Below are 18,754 nucleotides of genomic sequence, written 5' to 3' on the forward strand. Positions count from 1 at the left end.
CGTCAATGGTCCTGTCTCGCGGTGATGTGCTTGAGCTTCAAGATGTCCGAGGGGTCGGAATGGTAGTGCACATTCGGGTAAAACGGCTCGAGCGACGATTTGAAGATCGACTCCAGTTTCCGGGTGCGGCTTGCATAGAGGTGGACTTCGCGCCCGAGCAGGGCGGCGCCGATGCCGACATGCAGACGGTTGGTGTGGATGACCTCGTAGGCGCCGATCCGATCCAGAAACTGATCCGGGTCCGACAGATGCGTGCCCTCGTTGCTCAAATCGATGTTGCCCTCCGGCAGTTCCAGCTCCAGCCGCTCCACATCGTTGCGCAACATTATTCCGACGCCCTTGCCCGGTGCCCGGGGCGCCGGGTCCAGATAGAAGGCCATGTCGTGGCAGAAGGACGCCTCCGGCATGGCCTCGTAGCTTTCGAGCATGTCCCTGCGCCAGAAAATCGTCCGATCAGGATCAAGGTCCGGGCGAAACGGGAAGGAGGAGGGCATCACCAGCACATTCCTGAAGCGCGCCGCCGCGACCCCGAGCTCTGCCGGGCGATTGTAGAAGTCGCGATAGGCACCGGAGCCGGTGATGATGGCCTTGGGCTGGAGCCCCCGCATCGCCGCGAGGATGCGATGACGCAACTTGTCCTTGCGCAGACGTGCGATCGGCACCGGCACGGTCGCTATTCCGAGATCCGACAGGAAGGCCCGCTGTCCCGCGTGGATGAGTGCGTCGCCCCAATTGCCCGAGTTGACGATTTCCACCACGCGGTCCCCGCCGGCGAATTTACGGACATCGTCGGCCAATTCCAGAAAACAGGGCTGATCCCGCAAAGACAAACTGCCTTGCCTCCATCAAGTCGAAAGGTGCATGTGGCGCAGCTCGGAGGATTTCTCCCACAGGGCTGCGCTCACACGCATGGCGACACCGGACAGGCGCCTGCGGCAGATAAGTCCACCCTACCGCGCGCAGGTGATTGCGCCATTAATACACCCGCGCCTTGGGTGCGATTTTCTTGAGGTCGATGCCGCCCTCGTTGTGGCCCAGCAGCGGGTTGAGGTGGACCGGGCGGTAGTCGAGGTCGACCTTGCCGTTCACGTAGGCCAGCGTGTGCTTGCGCCAGTTCTCGTCGTCGCGGTCGGCGTAATCCTCGTGGGCGTGGGCGCCGCGGGATTCCTTGCGGGCCTCGGCGGACACGATGGTGGCCAGTGCGTTGGGCATCAGGTTGGTCAGCTCCAGCGTCTCCATCAGGTCGGAGTTCCACACCAGCGAGCGGTCGGTGACCTTGATGTCGTCCACCTTGCCCGCGACGCCGTACATCTTCTGGACCCCTTCGGCGAGGGTCTTGTCGGTGCGGAACACGGCGGCGTCGGCCTGCATGGTCTTCTGCATCTCGAGGCGCAGCTCGGCGGTCGACACGTTGCCCTTGGCGTGGCGCAGCCCGTCGAAGCGCGCGAGTGCGGCGTCGATGGAGGCCTGGTTCAGGGTCGGATTGGACACGGTCGGGTCCACGACCTGCCCGGCCTTGATCGCCGCCGCCCGGCCGAAGACCACAAGGTCGATCAGGGAGTTGGACCCGAGCCGGTTGGCCCCGTGCACCGAGGCACAGCCCGCCTCGCCCACGGCCATCAGGCCCGGCGCGATGCGGTCGGGATCCTCGGCGGTGGGGTTCAGCACCTCGCCCCAGTAGTTCGTGGGGATACCGCCCATGTTGTAATGGACCGTCGGCAGGACCGGGATCGGCTCCTTGTTGACGTCCACCCCGGCGAAGATGCGCGCGCTCTCCGAGATACCCGGCAGGCGCAGGGCCAGGGTTTCCGGCGGCAGGTGGTTGAGGTGCAGGTGGATATGGTCGCCGTCGGGGCCGACGCCGCGGCCCTCGCGGATCTCCATGGTCATGCAGCGGCTGACCACGTCGCGCGACGCGAGATCCTTGTAGGTGGGCGCATAGCGCTCCATGAACCGCTCGCCCTCGGAGTTGGTCAGGTAGCCGCCCTCGCCGCGGGCGCCCTCGGTGATCAGACACCCCGCGCCGTAGATGCCGGTGGGGTGGAATTGCACGAATTCCATGTCCTGGAGCGGCAGCCCCTGGCGCGCGACCATGCCGCCGCCGTCGCCGGTGCAGGTATGGGCGGAAGTGGCCGAGAAATAGGCGCGCCCGTAGCCGCCCGTGGCCAGCACTGTCATCTTGGCGTTGAACACGTGGATGGTGCCGTCATCGAGTTTCCAGCAGACGACGCCCTGGCACTGCCCGTCCTCGGACATGATCAGGTCGATGGCGAAATACTCGATGAAGAACTCGGCATTGTTCTTGAGCGACTGGCCGTAGAGCGTGTGCAGGATCGCATGGCCCGTGCGGTCGGCGGCGGCGCAGGTGCGCTGCACCGGGGGGCCTTCGCCGAACTCGGTGGTATGGCCGCCGAAGGGCCGCTGGTAGATCTTGCCCTCTTCGGTGCGCGAGAACGGTACGCCGTAATGTTCCAGCTCGTACACCGCCTTGGGCGCCTCGCGGGCGAGGTATTCCATGGCGTCGGTATCGCCCAGCCAGTCGGAGCCCTTGACGGTGTCGTACATGTGCCACTGCCAATGGTCGGGGCCCATGTTGGACAGCGAGGCGGCGATACCGCCCTGGGCCGCCACGGTGTGCGAGCGGGTCGGAAAGACCTTGGAGATGCAGGCGGTGCGCAGCCCCTGCTCGGCCATGCCGAGGGTCGCGCGCAGGCCCGCGCCACCGGCCCCGACGACCACGACGTCATAGTTATGCGTCTCGTATTCGTAAGCAGACATCAAGTGCTCCCTGGGGTCACAGCGCGAGGCGGGCAATGGCGAATAGGCCGGTGGCCATGGCGCCGTAGCTCACGCAGGTCATTGCAATTATCAGCGCCTTCCGGGTGGTGCCTTGGGCGTAGTCCTCGATCGCGACGGTCACGCCGTGGCGGAAATGGTCGAAGCCGACGACGAGCATCAGGGCCGTGACGATGGCCGGGAAGGGACGTGCGAGATAGGCGATCACCTCTTCATAAGGCGCGCCCACGACTCGGCCGAAGGTGAACAGAAAGAGCGGCACGAGGATCAGCAGCCCGACGGAGCTGACCTGCATGTGCCAGTGGTGTTCGGTCCCGGATTTCGCGGAGCCAAGACCCATGGCGCGTTTGCGGTCGGTCATAAATCCCATGTCAGCCTCCCTCAGAGCGCGATGACGGTGATCACGGTCAGGACGACGGAACCGCCGATGACCATGTAGCCGAGCGCATAGGCATCCTTCAGCTCGAACCCGTACCCGGCATCCCAGATCAGGTGCCGAACGCCGGCGAGCGTGTGATACCATAGCGCCCAGATCGAGCCGAGAAAGACCAGCTTGCCGAACCAGGAGGTCACGAGGCCGTCGACGAAGGCGAAGTATTCCGGCCCGGCGGCGGCGGCGATCAGCCACCATACGCAGAGCAACGCGCCGACCAGCAACGCATTCCCCGTGATCCGGGTGAGGATCGAGGTGACGGAGGTCAGCTGCGGGCGATAGATCTGGATATGCGGGGACAGGGGCCGGTCCCCCCGGTTCACGTCAGCCATGACGGCACCTCATCTTGAGTCTCTCGAACGGGGCTAGTTGCTAGTATGCATAGTGAATTTTGTCCGGCTGTCACCTGAACTCGCCCGGATGCGGCGCGGTACTTTGGCGCAACCGGAGCGTTTTCCGCGATTTGTGATCACGGTTAGAAACCACGTGATCACATAATTGCGGCCTCTGTGCAGAGCCGGGGCAAGCGCGGTTTTTTGCGGAAAATCCGCCCAAAGCACAGGGTTGTCATCGGAATCCCGGATACCCATGCTACATTCTGCCGCAGCAACGCAAATCACAGGAGCGAACGATGATCCACACACGCCTTTGCGCGGCAGCGCTGATCGGGGCCCTCGGGCTCGGGGCCGGGGTACCCACAATCGCCGTGGCCCAGGACAGTTTCGAGAACCAGCTCAAGGCGCGGCAGGGTCAGTTTCGCCTGATCGCGCTGAACCTCGGGGTTCTGGGAAACATGGCCAAGGGCGATATCCCCTATGATGCCGAGGCGGCGCAGGCGGCGGCGGACAACCTCGTGACCGTGGCGGCGATCACCCAAGGCTTGCTATGGCCCGAAGGTTCGGATGCCATGAGCATCGACGGCACCCGCGCGATGCCTTCGATCTGGGAAGACAATGCAGATTTCGTGGAGAAATGGGAGGCGGTTGCGGCAGCGGCCGATGGGCTCGCCGCCGTGGCAGGAGATGGGCAGGCGGCGCTTGGCCCCGCGCTCGGGCCGATGGGGGCCACGTGCAAGTCCTGCCACGAGGCGCATCGCGAACCGGACAGCTAAGTCACGGACATGAAGCGATTTCTCGCATTTGCAGGGCTGCTTTTGGCGGCTGGGGTTTCGCTCGGGTTGTTTTTCACCCGGGCGGTGCCCGTGCCGGAGGAGCGCTTTGCCGCGCTAACCGGCGACGCGGAAGCGGGTGAGGCGGTCTTCCACGCGGCGGGCTGCGCGTCATGCCACGCGGCCCCGGGCGCGTCCGGCGAGGCGCGGCTGGTTCTGGCCGGGGGGCAGCGCTTCGCGTCGCCATTCGGGACCTTCGTGGCGCCCAATATCTCGCCCCATCCGGAGGTCGGGATCGGGGACTGGTCGCAGGCGGATTTCGCCTCGGCGGTGCTGGCCGGGGTCGCGCCGGACGGCTCGCATTACTACCCGGCCTTCCCCTATACCGCCTATGCGCTGATGGAGGATCAGGACGTCGCGGACCTCTGGGCCTATATGCAGGGATTGCCTGAAACCGATACGCCCAACGCCCCCCACGAGCTGGGCTTTCCGTTCAATATCCGGCGCAGTGTCGGGGCGTGGAAGCTGCTGTCGCCGATGCCGGACTGGGTCGGGCCGGAGGTGCCGGGCGACGGGCGCTACCTGGTCGAGGCCCTGGCCCATTGCGCCGAGTGTCACACACCGCGGGACGGGTTGGGTCGGCTGGACAGGGCGCGCTGGATGGCGGGGGCGCCGAACCCGTCGGGCAAGGGGCGCATTCCGGGGATCACCCCGGCGCAGCTCGATTGGTCGGCGGGCGATATCGCCTATTACCTGGAGACCGGCTTCACCCCGGATTTCGACAGCGCAGGCGGGCATATGGCGTCCGTGATCACAAACATGGCGCAGCTGACCGCGGCCGACCGGGAGGCCATTGCGGCGTATGTGAAGGCGCTGCAACCGGCGGAGTGAGCCCTGTGGGCGGCGCGGTGCCGCCGGGGCCGAGAAAGCGCCCGGCGGCCCTTGTGCCGGGGCCCGCAGCCCCCATGTGTGTCACAGGCCTCGACGACCCTTTTTCACAGGAGACGCAGACCATGGCAGACGAGAAGACGAACCCCCAGACGCCGCCCGCAACGCAGGCACAGGACCTGATGGCGAAGCTGAAGGCACCGATGACGATCACCGCGCCCACATGGGTCTTTGCAGGCGGCGGGCTCTTTGCGCTGCTGATGCTGTTCATCGCGCTGGACTGACCCTGGATCGGCCCCGGACGCCCGGGGCCGCCGCCTTCACTGGGGCATGAGCGCCCAGTAATCGAGGTCGAGCAGGACGCCTGGCAGGTACTTGCCGTCCGCTCCCTTCAACGCCCCCACGGAACCATCCTTCGTCGCCACGAGCCGCAGGCGCAGCGCCCCGACGCCCGGCGCGCCGGTTTCGGCCACATCCAGCACTTCGGACCAGGCCCGCACGGTATCGCCGGCAAAGCACGGGTTGGCATGGCTGCCGCCGTTGATCGCCACGATCATCTGGGCATTGGCGAGGCCATTGAAACTGAGCGCGCGCGCCATGGACATCACGTGCCCGCCATAGATAAGCCGCTTGCCATCGGCGCGCGGTGTCACGTCGAAATGGGTCTTGGAGGTGTTCTGCCACAGCCGGGTCGCCATCATGTGTTCGGCTTCCTCGATGGTCACCCCGTCCACATGGTCGATGATCTCGCCCACCGCATAGTCGCGCAGGCGGTGCGGCTCACCCGACAGAACGGTGTCGTAGTCGGCAAAGGTCAGCCCCTCGGGCACCAGCAGGGTCGCGGGATCGACCGCCGCGGCAAGCTCCGGCACCACGGTATCCGGCGCGGGCGCAGCGAGGTCGTTCTTGCGCACCATCACCCAGCGCACGTAGTCGAGCACCAGCTCGCCACGTTGATTGCGCCCCTCTGTGCGGACATAGACCACACCGGTCTTGCCGCTGGAGTTCTGTTTCAGCCCGATCACCTCGGACCGGGCGCGCAGGGTGTCGCCGCGCCATGTGGGCCGGTGGAAGCGCCCCTCGGCATAGCCCAGGTTGGCGACCGCATTCAGCGACACATCGGGCACGGATTTGCCGAATACCGTGTGGAAGGCGATCAGGTCGTCCATCGGGCTTTCGGCCAGACCGCAGAGCTTGGCGAATTCGTCCGAGGAATAGATCGCGTGCCGCGCCGGGTAGAGCGCGTGGTAGAGTGCCCGCTCGCCGCCGGAGACGGTGCGCGGCACGGCGTGCTCGATCACCTGGCCGACACGGTAATCCTCGAAAAAGCGGCCCGGGTTCGTCTTGGCCATCACTGGTCTCCTAGTTTCATGTCGGGGCTGTAGGGGCGGTCGATCTCCTTGGTGACCGCCTGGCCGCAGCGCATGACCCCATGGGCGGCGTCGAAGGCATAGGTCGGGGGGCCGTAAAGCTCCCACCCCTTGGCGAGGGCGTCGGACACCTTGTGACAGAAGGCCGAGGTGTCGTCCTCAGTCAGAAACCGGTATATCTTCATGTTATCAGAGTCTTATGCAGGGAACGGCCAGACGCCGAGCCAGGCATGGATGCCGCCGATCACCAGGTAGAGGACGACCGTGATCACAGCGAGGCGGATCTTGGTCTTCATCCCGGCCGTCTCGGGCGGGGTCCAGTCGGGCTCGGCCTTGTTGATCAGGATCACTTCGCCCACCGCCCAGGCCAGCAAGCCGCCGAAAAGCACGATCGAGGCCAGATCGCCATTGACCAGCAGGTGCGCGAGCGCCCAGATCTTGACCCCGGTCAGTTGCGGGTGCCGGATCTTGTTGGCGGGCCAGGCCTTCGCGCCCTTGGCCGCACTCGATCCGTAGACCCAGAGCGCGAACAGCATCAGCGTATTGTTCACATGGGTCATGAAGGCGGGCGGCGACCAGAGAAAAACGAACTCCGCCCCGCGGTAACCGATCACCATCAGCACGATGCTGGCGACGATGGCGACGGCGACGACGGCCTTGCCCTTGTCCCCCATCGCGGCGCGCTGCGCCGGCATCAGCCGCTTGAAGTAGTGGGCCCCGGCCCAGAGGGCGAGACCGGCGATCAGGACAAGAAAGTACATGGTTTACTCCGCGGCTATGGCTTGGATTGCCTCCGCTTTTGCCAGAAGTTGCCGTGCGGTGGCAACGTGCAGATTTTCCACGATCTTGCCGTCGACCACGGCGACGCCCTGGCCGCGTGCCGCGGCCTGCTCGAAGGCGAGGATCTGGCGCGAGGCGAGGGCGAGTTCGGAGTCCGACGGGGCGAAGACGGCGTTGGCAATGGCCACCTGGGCGGGGTGGATCAGGGTCTTGCCATCGAACCCCATGTCGCGGCCCTGCGCGCACTCGGCCTCGAGACCTTCGTCATCCTTGAACGCGTTGTAGACCCCGTCGACGGCCACGAGCCCGTGGGCCCGCGCGGCCAGAAGGCACAGGCCGAGCCCGGTCAGCATCGGCAGGCGATCGGGGCGAAAACGGCTGTCGAGTTCCTTGGCCAGATCGTTGGTGCCCATCACGAAGCCCGCCATGCGCGGGGCGGCGGCGATCTGCGCTGCGTTGAGCATGCCGAGCGGGGTTTCCATCATGGTCCAGATGGTGGTCTCGGCGGTCTCGGGACGGGCATCGAGCCTGTCGGCGAGCGTCTCGACATCCGCGGCGGTGTTCACCTTGGGCAGCAGGATCGCCTCGGGGCGCGCGGCGGCGATCACGTCGAGATCCGCCTGCCCCCAGTCGGTGTCGAAGCCGTTGATGCGCACGATCTTCGCCCGCGGGCCGTAGTCGGTCTCGGCCAGCGTCCGGGCCAAAAGGTGGCGGGCATTGGCCTTTTCCTCCACCGCGACGGCGTCTTCGAGGTCGAAAATGATGGCGTCGACCGGCAGGCTTTGCGCCTTGTGCAACGCGCGCTCTTTCGATCCGGGAATATAGAGCACCGAACGGTAGGGGCGGGCGCGATGATCGACGGGGCGGTCCATGATTCTCTCCACAGCGAAATTTCGCGAAAAGAACCTCAGGTGGGACAATTTTGCAAGAATATTTCTGCTGCGATGCAGAAAGTGCCGCGGAGCGGGGCGGTTCACCCGGTATGGTGGACGCGCAGGACCATCGCGCGGCGCGTTAACCAGTTCTGAGGCAATCTCTGTGCAGGATGATCCCATGCGTCGGACTTTGGAGGGATGAGCGGTTCGCAGGGACCGTGCGATACAAGCGGGTGGTCCGACATGGCTTAACCAAGACGCAGCTTCCGGCCCCGGTCTGGATCTGCAACGAAAGGTAGACCCATGAAGACCCAGTTGAAGACCCTCTGTTTCGGCCTGCTCTCCACGCTTCTGCTGACCGGCGCCGCGCTTGGCCAGACCAGGGCGCTGCCTTGCGCGGAGCGCGAAAAGGTCGTACAGCGCCTGACCACGAATTACGGCGAGACCGTGCAAAGCATGGGCCTTGGCGCCAATAACGGCGTGATGGAGGTGTTCGCCTCGGAAGAGACCGGTACCTGGACGATCACGGTGACCATGCCGAACGGCCAGACCTGCCTGATCGCCTCCGGCCAGGCCTTTGAAGGGTCCGACGTGATGGACCGGATCGCGGCGGGCGACGACGTCTAGCCCCCGCCGCGTCACACGCACGCCGGTTGGAAACTCCGCCCCCAGTCCAGCCGGCTTGCGCACGCCAGCGGTCCTGTTCCGGGCCGCTGAATTTTGCCGATTTTGCCTCGGCCAAGGGGGACTGCGAAAATGGAATCGGTTCGGCCACCACGAGCGATCGCGATTGCGGGCATGCCATGGCACGCAACCCGGGCGATGGGTCGCACATTCTTGCCCTGGACCAATTCTCAACGATTTCGGGATCTTGGCCGCGCGCGCCCCGACCGACAGGCGCTTGGGGCGTTCCGCCGCGCGCCCGATGCCTTGTAAGGCCATGCCCCAAAGGCTAGGACGCGGCCAAGATCAACGAAAGCCGGAGAAATTTCCATGGCCCGACCCAAGATCGCCCTTATCGGCGCAGGTCAGATCGGTGGCACCCTTGCCCACCTCGTCGCACTCAAGGAACTCGGGGACGTCGTGTTGTTCGACATCGCGGACGGCACCCCCCAGGGCAAGGCACTGGATATCGCCGAAAGCGGCCCGGTGGAGCGTTTCGACGCCAGCCTGAAGGGCACCACGGATTACGCCGACATTGCGGGCGCGGATGTCTGCATCGTCACCGCCGGTGTGCCGCGCAAGCCGGGCATGTCGCGCGATGACCTGTTGGGCATCAACCTCAAGGTGATGAAATCCGTGGGCGAGGGCATCGCGGCCAACGCGCCGGATGCCTTCGTGATCTGCATCACCAACCCGCTGGATGCGATGGTCTGGGCGTTGCAGCAATTCTCGGGCCTGCCCAAGGAGAAGGTCGTCGGCATGGCCGGTGTGCTGGACAGCGCGCGGTTCCGCCACTTCCTGGCCGAGGAATTCAATGTCTCGATGAAGGACGTGACCGCCTTCGTGCTGGGCGGGCATGGCGATACCATGGTGCCGCTGACACGCTATTCCACCGTGGCGGGCATTCCGTTGCCGGACCTGGTGGAGATGGGCTGGACCAGCCAGGAGAAACTCGACGCGATTGTGCAGCGCACCCGCGATGGCGGCGCCGAGATTGTCGGCCTGCTCAAGACCGGCTCCGCCTTCTATGCTCCGGCCGCTTCGGCGGTGGAGATGGCGGAAGCCTATCTCAAGGACCAGAAGCGCCTGCTGCCTTGTGCGGCTTATTGCGACGGCGAGTTCGGCCTGAACGACATGTATGTCGGCGTGCCGACCATCATCGGGGCCGGCGGTATCGAGAAGGTCGTCGACATCAAGCTTGGCAAGGACGAGCAGGCGATGTTCGACAACTCCGTCAACGCGGTGAAGGGCCTGATGGAAGCCTGCAAGGGCATCGACGACTCGCTGGTCTGATCCTCGGGAAATGCCGGAAACAAGGGGGGCTACGGGCCCCCCTTTGCATGCGCCAAGGTTGCACCAACCGGGCACCACGCTTAGAGCTGACCACAAGAACGGGTGGGGGCAGATGCCGAAATCGCAGTGGGATATTGTAGCGCTCGCGCAAGAAGCGCCGGATCTGATCTTGGCTTGGGCGGCCTATCACCTCAACCTCGGGGTGCGTCGGATCAACCTCTTTCTCGATACCTCCATACCGCGCGTCGAGGCGGTGCTGGGCAATCACCCAAGGGTACGGCTTGCCGTGTGTGACGACGCATTCTGGCAAAATCACCCGGCCGGGGCGCGCCCTCCGAAGCAAGGTCCAAGACAGAAGGCGATCTTGCAGGATGTGGTTGATCATTCCACGGCGGACTGGGTTTTCCATATCGACGTGGACGAGTTTCTCTGGACGCCGGATGACTTGGACGAGTTGCTCGCGGCACAGCCGCCGGAGATCGAGCATGTTGCCACGCGGGCGCAAGAACGTGTCTATCTGGGCCCTCCGGATCCGGGCAATATTTTTGACGGAGCCTTTCGGGTGCAGACCACGCGCAGGTATCTGGAGGATGCGGAGGCAGCGGACGGGGCGGCAACGCCCTACCTGCAGCGAGGCATGACTGCATACTGCGGCGGGAAATCCGCGTTCCGTCCTCGGATTGGCCTCGCTGTAGGCATACATGGCCCCAAACCGCCCAAGCCTGCGACGGGTCGCCTGCTCGATACTCTGGATCTGCTCCATTTCGACGGCCTGACTCCGAAGCACTGGGTGTACAAACGCCTCAGACTGCTCAGGCAGCAGCCAAACGCCCGTAGAAACGAAACTGAGCATCGGCAGCGTCAATTGTTGAAAATGGACACGCTTCAGGGCGACCCGGAAGCCTTGCGGGAATTCTATCTGCTTCTGAAGCAGTACACTCCCGAACGCGCCGGCACGTTGGAAGCCATGGGACTGCTCAAGACCCATGCCTTCGATCCGACGATTGGCATTGCAACCGAGTTCCCAGGCGTTGATCTAGACCTGAGCATGGACGCATTCGATACGTTCAAAATCGCATGAATCCGCGCAGTTTCTTGCGACTCACCTGACCGCGCCCGGCCCCTGACGCAGCTTGCATTCCTCCCCCTGCGGAATTCGTGATCACAGTTTTCAAGCGTGTGATCACAAATGTCGAAAAATTCTAGGATGCGGCGAAATGGCGTTTTGCTGCGCCTCATCCCTGTGCAACACCCGAACAAATACAAGCAGAACGGGACAGTTTCATGAACATTCATGAGTACCAGGCGAAAGCCCTCCTCCGCAGCTACGGCGCGCCGGTTTCCGATGGGCGCGTGGTTCTGAGGGCCGAAGAGGCCAAGACCGCCGCCGGCGAGATGGACGGGCCGCTTTGGGTGGTGAAGGCGCAGATCCATGCGGGCGGACGCGGCAAGGGCTCGTTCAAGGAAGCCGATGCAGGCGAGAAGGGCGGCGTGCGCCTGGCCAAGTCGGTCGAAGAGGCCGCCGAGGAAGCCAAGAAGATGCTGGGCCGGACGCTGGTGACGCACCAGACCGGGCCCGCGGGCAAGACCGTCAACCGCATCTATATCGAAGACGGGTCGGGGATCGAGACCGAGCTCTACCTCGCCCTGCTGGTGGATCGCGGCACGTCGCGGATCTCGTTCGTCTGCTCGACCGAGGGCGGCATGGATATCGAGGAGGTCGCAGCCTCCACCCCCGAAAAGATCCTGTCCTTCGCCGTGGATCCGGTGACCGGCTATCAACCCTATCACGGCCGCCGCATTGCCTTTGCGCTCGGGCTGAGCGGCGCGCAGGTCAAGCAATGCGTCAAGCTGATGGGCCAACTCTACCAGTGCTTCGTCGAGAAGGACATGGAGATGCTGGAGATCAACCCGCTGATCGTGACCGACAGTGGCGATCTGAAATGCCTGGACGCGAAGATGGGATTTGACGGCAACGCGATCTATCGCCACCCGGACATCGCCGAGTTGCGCGACGAGACCGAGGAGGATCCCAAGGAGCTCGCCGCCTCGAAATACGACCTGAACTACATCGCCCTCGACGGCGAGATCGGCTGCATGGTGAACGGCGCGGGCCTCGCCATGGCGACCATGGACATCATCAAGCTCTACGGTTCGGAGCCTGCCAACTTCCTCGACGTGGGCGGCGGTGCGACCAAGGAGAAGGTGACCGAGGCGTTCAAGATCATCACCTCGGACCCGCAGGTCAAAGGCATCCTCGTGAACATCTTCGGCGGCATCATGCGCTGTGATGTGATTGCCGAGGGCGTGGTGGCCGCCGTGAAAGAGGTCGGTCTGCAAGTGCCGCTGGTGGTGCGCCTGGAGGGGACGAATGTCGAGAAGGGCAAGGAGATCATCAACTCCTCCGGCCTGAACGTCATCGCCGCCGAGAACCTTCGGGACGGCGCCGAGAAGATCGTCGCAGCCGTCAAGGGCTGACGCCAGCGGTCATGGCCGCGGGTCTTTCGGGGCCCGTGGCATCCCCTGCATAACAGAACGCCTCCGATGTTGACCCAGACCCGGCCCCTTCCCCGCCTCGCGCCTGCCCGTTCCGGGCGGTGCCTGGCCATGGGTGCGCTCCTGTCGGTGCTGGCGGGTACCTCCGCCATGGCGCAGGGTTTCGATGCCAACGCGGTCGCGCAACGAGCTTGGACTGCTTTCAAATCCGCCTGCGGCCAGGCGGTGACCGATCCGCAAGGCTACCTCGACAGCGCGCCGGCGGCTGCCCCCCCCGGTGTGCGCGCAGTGGCGGGGAGCCCCGATGGCAAGGTCGTCTCGACGATGTTGTTCCGCAACGGGGTCGAGGAAAGAGTGCAGTTTCTTGGCTTCTCCGACCGCATGGTGGTGTTCTGCCATATCAGCGCGTATGACGCGATCATCCAGACGGGTATGTCCGCCGAACTGACGGAACGAGTCCTCGCAAACCCCGAACTCATGAACGATCCGGCATTCCTTGCGCAAATGGAGCGGGAGATGAACGCCGCGGAGATGCCGGATATGCGGGTCGCTGACACGGCGATCGGAGCTGCCTTGGCGCAACAACTCGCACAGGAACCCGGGGTGAGTATCTCGGGCGGCGCGATGCCTCTTACCGCGCTGGAAACTTATGCCGCACCGCTTTTTGGCGACCATGCCGATGTCTCAGCGCAGAACTACCACGCTTTCGCAATCGAAACCCGCTTCGAAAACGTGCCCGTCCATGCCATCGCCGAAGTACAACATGGCGGCCTCTGGATCGGGCTGAGCCACACGATCGGGAGCGGACAATGACTCGCTGGGCCATGATCGTGACGGCGGCCCTGGCGGCATCCCCTGCTCCGGCAGTGACCCCGCTCGAGGCAGCGGCTGCGAACGTGCGACTGGGCTTGCAGCTGTGCATTTCCAACGGCCGGGTGCCGGAGGCCGCGATTGCTGCGTTTCAGGCCGCGGGCTTCTCCTACGAGATCGAGGATTTCGGCGGTGGCCCGACGGATATCCTGCATTGGTTCTACGCCCCGGGCAACACCGCACATATCGCAGTGATCGGCGATCCCGCGCGCCCGGAATGCCGAGTCACCACCGAGCAGTTCGGTGTCACGCATGGCGTGCCCTTCGTGGGCCAGGTGCTGGGGCAGCTTTACCCGGGCTTTTTCGAGCCCGGCAATATGGAGAACACGCCGCCCATCGTGCCAGGCGGAGCCAACCCGAGTTACCGCAAGTGCACCGGATTTGTCGGCTGGAACGGACAGCGCCCCATCGTCATCGAGATCGGCAATGCCGGCCAGGATCCGGTCTGCGTCGAAGATGGCACCATGCAAGTGATGGTGATGTTGTGATCCGGCGCGCGCTCATCTCTGGGCTCATGGCCCTCGGGTTGACGGGTCCCGCGACTGCATTGACCATGCAGGAGGCAGCCGCGATCAACATGGAACTGGCGTTTCGCCTGTGCGATGTGCGCGGCGTTGAGGCCTGGCTCAACGGCCTGCGCGCAGCCGGGTTCGTCGAGACCGTCGTCCATGAAGGCGGGCCAGATGTCACCCATACCTTTCGCGCCCCGGCCGATACGGTAGTGGTGGAGGTCTACTACGGCAATTTACCTGCCGAGTGCCGCATCTTCTCGAACCATATCGGCGTTACTGCCGTGTCGCAGATGCTCGACCGGCTCATTCCTCAAATGCGTCCCGGTTATATCCGGGGCGCGGACACCGGTCCGGTCGATGCGCGCACGGGTCGCCCTGTCCAATGCGTGTTCTATGACGAACCGAACAATGAAATCGGGCAGCGCATCGGCGTTGTTAGTGCCCGCGACCAGTCCAGCCAACCCTGCGTCGAGGATGGCACCAGCAAACTCTACAGCATTCCCAAGGTTTGAGGACGGAATGCACTTGATCCCGCTTCGATCTCCAAAGGCCCGCAACCGGGTCGCCCCCACCGAAACACCCGTCGGCCCCGCGTCGGCGACACTGCAATAAACGACCCGAAGGACACCCAATGGCCGTACTTATCGACGAAAACACCAAGGTTATCTGCCAAGGCTTCACCGGCAGCCAAGGCACCTTCCATTCCGAGCAGGCGATCGCCTACGGCACCAAGATGGTCGGCGGGGTGACCCCGGGCAAGGGCGGCCAGACCCACCTGAACCTGCCGGTGTTCAACTCGGTCCACGAGGCCAAGGCCGTGACCGAGGCGAATGCCACCGTGATCTATGTCCCGCCGCCCTTCGCCGCCGACTCGATCCTGGAGGCGATCGATGCCGAAATGGAAGTGATCGTCTGCATCACCGAAGGTATCCCGGTGCTGGACATGATGAAGGTCAAGCGCGCGCTCGAAGGCTCCGCCAGCCGCCTGATCGGGCCGAACTGCCCCGGTGTGATCACGCCGGATGCCTGCAAGATCGGCATCATGCCCGGCCATATCCACAAGCGCGGCACCGTGGGCGTGGTCTCGCGCTCCGGCACGTTGACTTACGAGGCGGTGAAACAGACCACCGACGTGGGGCTGGGCCAGTCCACCTGCGTCGGCATCGGGGGCGACCCGATCAAGGGGACCGAGCATATCGACGTGCTGGAATGGTTCCTTGCCGATGACGAGACCGAGAGCATCATCATGATCGGCGAGATCGGTGGCTCCGCCGAGGAAGAGGCCGCGCAATTCCTCGCCGACGAGAAGAAGCGCGGCCGCTGGAAGCCCACCGCGGGCTTCATCGCGGGCCGCACGGCCCCGCCGGGTCGCCGCATGGGCCATGCAGGCGCAATCGTCGCCGGCGGCAAGGGCGGCGCCGAGGACAAGATCGAAGCCATGCAGAGCGCGGGCATCGTGGTGGCAGAGAGCCCGGCGGGCCTAGGCGAAGCCGTGCTCAAGGCGATCGGCTGACATGGGCCACTGCGCCCGACATACCGCACACGGCACGTCCCCTTCGGGGGGCGTGCGCGATGCTTTCAAACGGGACGGCGGCGCTGCCTCGTTTCAAGGCATCGGCGCCGCACCCCGCGGCACCGACAGATCACCACGGGCCCACACGCGCGATGCTGCGGACCCACGCCCAAGTGAGGGGGGACACCAATGACCGACCAATCTCCGAACGACCTCTTCCATGCCTCGAGCTTCATGCAAGGGCACAACGCGGCCTACCTTGAGCAGCTCTATGCCCAGTATGCCAACGATCCCAACGCGGTCGACGCCGCCTGGGCGGAGTTCTTTCGCGCGCTCGGGGATGCCGAGCTCGACGTGAAGGCCGAGGCACAGGGCCCGTCCTGGGCGCGCCGCGACTGGCCGCCGACCCCGAATGACGACCTGACCGGCGCGCTGACGGGCGAATGGCCCGCCGCCCCGGTGACCGAGACCAAGGCCGCCGGCGAGAAGATCGCCGCCAAGGCCGCCGAGAAAGGCATCCAGGTGTCCGACGACCAGATCAAGCGCGCGGTGCTCGACAGCATCCGGGCGCTGATGCTGATCCGGGCCTACCGGATCCGGGGGCATCTGGCCGCGGATCTCGACCCGCTGAACATGCGCGATGAAAACCTGCAGCCGGAGCTCGACCCGAAATCCTACGGCTTCACCGATGCCGACATGGATCGACCGATCTTCATCGACAACGTGCTGGGGCTGCAGGTCGCCTCGATGCGCCAGATCGTCGAGATCGTGAAGCGGACCTATTGCGGCACCTTCGCGCTGCAATACATGCACATTTCCGATCCCGAACAGGCCGGGTGGCTCAAGGAGCGGATCGAAGGGTTCGGCAAGGAGATCGCGTTTACCCGCGAGGGCCGGAAGGCGATCCTGAACAAGCTGGTGGAGGCCGAGGGCTTCGAGAAGTTCCTCCATGTGAAATACATGGGCACCAAGCGCTTCGGGCTGGATGGCGGCGAGGCGCTGGTCCCGGCGATGGAGCAGATCATCAAGCGCGGCGGCAGCCTGGGGGTCAAGGAAATCGTCATCGGAATGCCCCACCGCGGCCGCCTGTCGGTGCTGGCCAACGTGATGTCGAAGCCCTACCGCGCGATTTTCAACGAATTCCAGGGCGGATCGTTCAAGCCCGAGGATGTCGACGGCTCGGGCGACGTGAAATACCATCTCGGCGCGTCGTCGGACCGGGAATTCGACGGCAACACGGTGCACTTGTCGCTGACCGCGAACCCCTCGCACCTGGAGGCGGTGAACCCCGTGGTTCTGGGCAAGGCACGCGCCAAGCAGGATCAACTGGGCGATCCCGAACGGGTGGGCGTGCTGCCCATCCTGCTGCACGGGGACGCGGCCTTCGCAGGCCAGGGCGTGGTGGCGGAATGCTTCGCGCTGTCGGGCCTGCGCGGGCACAAGACCGGTGGCACGATCCATATCGTGGTGAACAACCAGATCGGGTTTACCACAGCGCCGCATTTCAGCCGCTCCAGCCCCTATCCCACGGACAACGCGCTGGTGGTGGAAGCCCCGATCTTCCACGTCAACGGCGACGATCCGGAGGCGGTGGTCCATGCGGCCAAGGTCGCGACCGAGTTCCGCCAGAAATTCCACAAGGACGTGGTGCTGGACATCTTCTGCTATCGCCGCTTCGGGCATAACGAGGGCGATGAGCCCATGTTCACCAACCCGATCATGTACAAGCGGATCAAGGGTCACAAGACGACCCTGCAGCTCTATACCGACCGGCTGGTCAAGGACGGGCTGATCCCCGAGGGCGAGATCGAGGACATGAAGGCCGCCTTCCAGGCGCATCTGAACGAAGAGTTCGAGATCGGCAAGGATTACAAGCCGAACAAGGCCGACTGGCTGGACGGGCGCTGGTCGCACCTGAACACCGACAAGGAAGACTACCAGCGCGGCCAGACCGCCATCAAACCCGAGACGATGGCCGAGGTCGGCGAAGCGCTGATCCGGGTGCCCGACGGGTTCCCGATGCACAAGACCATCGGACGGCTGCTGGACGCCAGGGCCAAGATGTTCGAGACCGGCGCAGGTTTCGACTGGGCCACGGCCGAGGCGCTGGCCTTCGGCTCGCTCCTGACCGAGGGCTACCCGGTCCGACTGTCGGGGCAGGATTCCACCCGCGGCACGTTCTCGCAGCGCCATTCGGGCATCGTGAACCAGGAGACCGAAGAGCGCTACTATCCGCTGAACCACATCCGCGAGGGCCAGGCGCGCTACGAAGTGATCGACAGCGCCCTGTCGGAATACGCGGTGCTCGGGTTCGAGTATGGCTATTCGCTCGCCGAGCCCAATGCGCTGACCATGTGGGAAGCGCAGTTCGGCGATTTCGCCAACGGTGCGCAGATCATGTTCGACCAGTTCATCAGCTCGGGCGAGCGCAAATGGCTGCGGATGTCCGGCCTTGTGATGCTGCTGCCCCACGGGTTCGAGGGCCAGGGGCCGGAGCACTCCTCGGCGCGGCTGGAGCGGTTCCTGCAGATGTCGGCGGAGGACAACTGGATCGTGGCGAACTGCACCACACCGGCGAACTACTTCCACATCCTGCGGCGGCAATTGCACCGGACCTTCCGCAAGCCGCTGGTCCTGATGACGCCCAAGTCGCTCCTGCGGCACAAGCTGGCGATCTCGAATGCCGAGGATTTCACCACCGGGTCGAGCTTCCACCGGGTGCTGTGGGACGACGCGCAGAAGGGCAACTCGGATACCACGCTGCGACCGGACGACAAGATCAAGCGTGTCGTGCTGTGTTCCGGCAAGGTCTATTATGACCTGCTGGAGGAACGCGACGCCCGCGGGATCGACGATATCTACCTGCTGCGTCTGGAGCAGTTTTATCCCTTCCCGGCGCTGGCCATGATGAAGGAGCTGGAGCGCTTCAAGGGCGCGGAGATGGTCTGGTGCCAGGAAGAACCCAAGAACCAAGGGGCCTGGACCTTCGTGGAGCCGAACCTCGAATGGGTGCTGAGCCGCATCGGCGCCAAGCATACCCGCCCGGTCTATGCCGGACGCGCGGCATCGGCGTCGCCCGCCACGGGTCTGGCCAGCCAGCACAAAGCACAACAAGCCGCGCTCGTGAACGAAGCGCTTACGATTGAGGGATAAGAAT

The 18,754-nt window shown here is 64.6% G+C and carries 20 protein-coding genes; 12 read left to right on the forward strand and 8 right to left on the reverse strand.

The genetic code is table 11. From position 1 onward, the window contains the following. Nucleotides 1-2 precede the first annotated feature (2 nt). The 4 genes from DSHI_RS14535 to sdhC all read right to left on the reverse strand — a co-directional run bounded on the left by DSHI_RS14535 (nucleotide 3) and on the right by sdhC (nucleotide 3,561). Entirely contained in the window at nucleotides 3-830 is an 828-nt protein-coding gene (locus DSHI_RS14535; protein ID WP_012179525.1) for a polysaccharide pyruvyl transferase family protein, read from the reverse strand. A 145-nt stretch (nucleotides 831-975) separates the two neighbouring features. Next, nucleotides 976-2,778 carry a succinate dehydrogenase flavoprotein subunit gene (gene sdhA / locus DSHI_RS14540; RefSeq protein ID WP_012179526.1) on the reverse strand — a complete coding sequence of 601 codons (1,803 nt, stop codon included), beginning with the start codon at nucleotides 2,776-2,778 and terminating at the stop codon, nucleotides 976-978. A gap of 16 nt (nucleotides 2,779-2,794) precedes the next feature. Beyond that, a complete protein-coding gene (gene sdhD / locus DSHI_RS14545) occupies nucleotides 2,795-3,166 on the reverse strand; it encodes a succinate dehydrogenase, hydrophobic membrane anchor protein (RefSeq protein WP_012179527.1) in 372 nt (123 codons plus the stop codon). An 11-nt stretch (nucleotides 3,167-3,177) separates the two neighbouring features. After that, complete coding sequence (gene sdhC / locus DSHI_RS14550; RefSeq protein WP_012179528.1) at nucleotides 3,178-3,561, reverse strand: succinate dehydrogenase, cytochrome b556 subunit; 384 nt, start codon at nucleotides 3,559-3,561, stop codon at nucleotides 3,178-3,180. A gap of 299 nt (nucleotides 3,562-3,860) precedes the next feature. Here sdhC and DSHI_RS14555 point away from each other — a divergent pair, with 299 nt between their 5' ends. The 3 genes from DSHI_RS14555 (at nucleotide 3,861) to DSHI_RS22390 (ending at nucleotide 5,509) form a co-directional block, all read left to right on the forward strand. Next, on the forward strand, nucleotides 3,861-4,340 hold the full coding sequence (locus tag DSHI_RS14555) for a c-type cytochrome (RefSeq protein ID WP_012179529.1): 480 nt from the start codon (nucleotides 3,861-3,863) through the stop codon (nucleotides 4,338-4,340). A 9-nt stretch (nucleotides 4,341-4,349) separates the two neighbouring features. Further along, nucleotides 4,350-5,228 (forward strand): cytochrome c, encoded by an 879-nt coding sequence (locus DSHI_RS14560; protein WP_012179530.1) that lies wholly within the window; start codon nucleotides 4,350-4,352, stop codon nucleotides 5,226-5,228. 122 nt (nucleotides 5,229-5,350) lie between these two features. Beyond that, entirely contained in the window at nucleotides 5,351-5,509 is a 159-nt protein-coding gene (locus tag DSHI_RS22390; protein ID WP_157865343.1) for a hypothetical protein, read from the forward strand. 36 nt (nucleotides 5,510-5,545) lie between these two features. Here the strand turns inward: DSHI_RS22390 and DSHI_RS14565 are convergent, their stop codons facing one another. Genes DSHI_RS14565 through DSHI_RS14580 form a run of 4 tightly spaced genes read right to left on the reverse strand, consistent with a single transcriptional unit; the run spans nucleotide 5,546 to nucleotide 8,247 of the window. Beyond that, nucleotides 5,546-6,577: a MaoC family dehydratase gene (locus DSHI_RS14565; protein WP_012179532.1), complete on the reverse strand. Its 1,032-nt coding sequence runs from the start codon at nucleotides 6,575-6,577 to the stop codon at nucleotides 5,546-5,548. Continuing rightward, on the reverse strand, nucleotides 6,577-6,780 hold the full coding sequence (locus DSHI_RS14570) for a DUF1737 domain-containing protein (protein WP_012179533.1): 204 nt from the start codon (nucleotides 6,778-6,780) through the stop codon (nucleotides 6,577-6,579). Before DSHI_RS14570 ends, DSHI_RS14565 begins: the two co-directional genes overlap by 1 nt. Before the next feature lie 12 nt (nucleotides 6,781-6,792). Then, entirely contained in the window at nucleotides 6,793-7,356 is a 564-nt protein-coding gene (locus DSHI_RS14575) for an NnrU family protein (protein ID WP_012179534.1), read from the reverse strand. Nucleotides 7,357-7,359: 3 nt separating this feature from the next. Beyond that, nucleotides 7,360-8,247, reverse strand: a complete 888-nt coding sequence (locus DSHI_RS14580) for an HpcH/HpaI aldolase/citrate lyase family protein (RefSeq protein ID WP_012179535.1) — start codon at nucleotides 8,245-8,247, stop codon at nucleotides 7,360-7,362. A 306-nt stretch (nucleotides 8,248-8,553) separates the two neighbouring features. Between DSHI_RS14580 and DSHI_RS14585 the strand changes: the two genes are divergently transcribed. The 9 genes from DSHI_RS14585 (at nucleotide 8,554) to DSHI_RS14625 (ending at nucleotide 18,750) form a co-directional block, all read left to right on the forward strand. Next, a complete protein-coding gene (locus tag DSHI_RS14585) occupies nucleotides 8,554-8,877 on the forward strand; it encodes a hypothetical protein (protein WP_012179536.1) in 324 nt (107 codons plus the stop codon). 366 nt (nucleotides 8,878-9,243) lie between these two features. Continuing rightward, nucleotides 9,244-10,206, forward strand: coding sequence for a malate dehydrogenase (gene mdh / locus DSHI_RS14590; RefSeq protein WP_012179537.1), 963 nt, complete (start codon nucleotides 9,244-9,246; stop codon nucleotides 10,204-10,206). 112 nt (nucleotides 10,207-10,318) lie between these two features. After that, nucleotides 10,319-11,287: a glycosyltransferase family 2 protein gene (locus tag DSHI_RS21470; RefSeq protein ID WP_012179538.1), complete on the forward strand. Its 969-nt coding sequence runs from the start codon at nucleotides 10,319-10,321 to the stop codon at nucleotides 11,285-11,287. 203 nt (nucleotides 11,288-11,490) lie between these two features. Continuing rightward, nucleotides 11,491-12,684: an ADP-forming succinate--CoA ligase subunit beta gene (sucC, locus tag DSHI_RS14600; RefSeq protein ID WP_012179539.1), complete on the forward strand. Its 1,194-nt coding sequence runs from the start codon at nucleotides 11,491-11,493 to the stop codon at nucleotides 12,682-12,684. Between the two features lie 168 nt (nucleotides 12,685-12,852). Next, the gene (locus DSHI_RS14605; RefSeq protein ID WP_157865344.1) at nucleotides 12,853-13,515 is read left to right on the forward strand and encodes a hypothetical protein; all 663 of its coding nucleotides are present in this window, start codon (nucleotides 12,853-12,855) and stop codon (nucleotides 13,513-13,515) included. After that, nucleotides 13,512-14,060 carry a hypothetical protein gene (locus DSHI_RS14610; RefSeq protein ID WP_012179541.1) on the forward strand — a complete coding sequence of 183 codons (549 nt, stop codon included), beginning with the start codon at nucleotides 13,512-13,514 and terminating at the stop codon, nucleotides 14,058-14,060. Before DSHI_RS14605 ends, DSHI_RS14610 begins: the two co-directional genes overlap by 4 nt. Before the next feature lie 89 nt (nucleotides 14,061-14,149). Continuing rightward, entirely contained in the window at nucleotides 14,150-14,596 is a 447-nt protein-coding gene (locus DSHI_RS14615) for a hypothetical protein (protein ID WP_157865345.1), read from the forward strand. A gap of 119 nt (nucleotides 14,597-14,715) precedes the next feature. Next, nucleotides 14,716-15,597: a succinate--CoA ligase subunit alpha gene (gene sucD / locus DSHI_RS14620; protein ID WP_012179543.1), complete on the forward strand. Its 882-nt coding sequence runs from the start codon at nucleotides 14,716-14,718 to the stop codon at nucleotides 15,595-15,597. Nucleotides 15,598-15,786: 189 nt separating this feature from the next. Next, on the forward strand, nucleotides 15,787-18,750 hold the full coding sequence (locus DSHI_RS14625) for a 2-oxoglutarate dehydrogenase E1 component (RefSeq protein WP_012179544.1): 2,964 nt from the start codon (nucleotides 15,787-15,789) through the stop codon (nucleotides 18,748-18,750). The last annotated feature ends 4 nt before the right edge of the window (nucleotides 18,751-18,754 follow it).

Origin of the sequence: Dinoroseobacter shibae DFL 12 = DSM 16493, from assembly GCF_000018145.1 — a bacterium.
In the GTDB taxonomy this organism is placed as follows: Bacteria; Pseudomonadota; Alphaproteobacteria; order Rhodobacterales; family Rhodobacteraceae; genus Dinoroseobacter; species Dinoroseobacter shibae.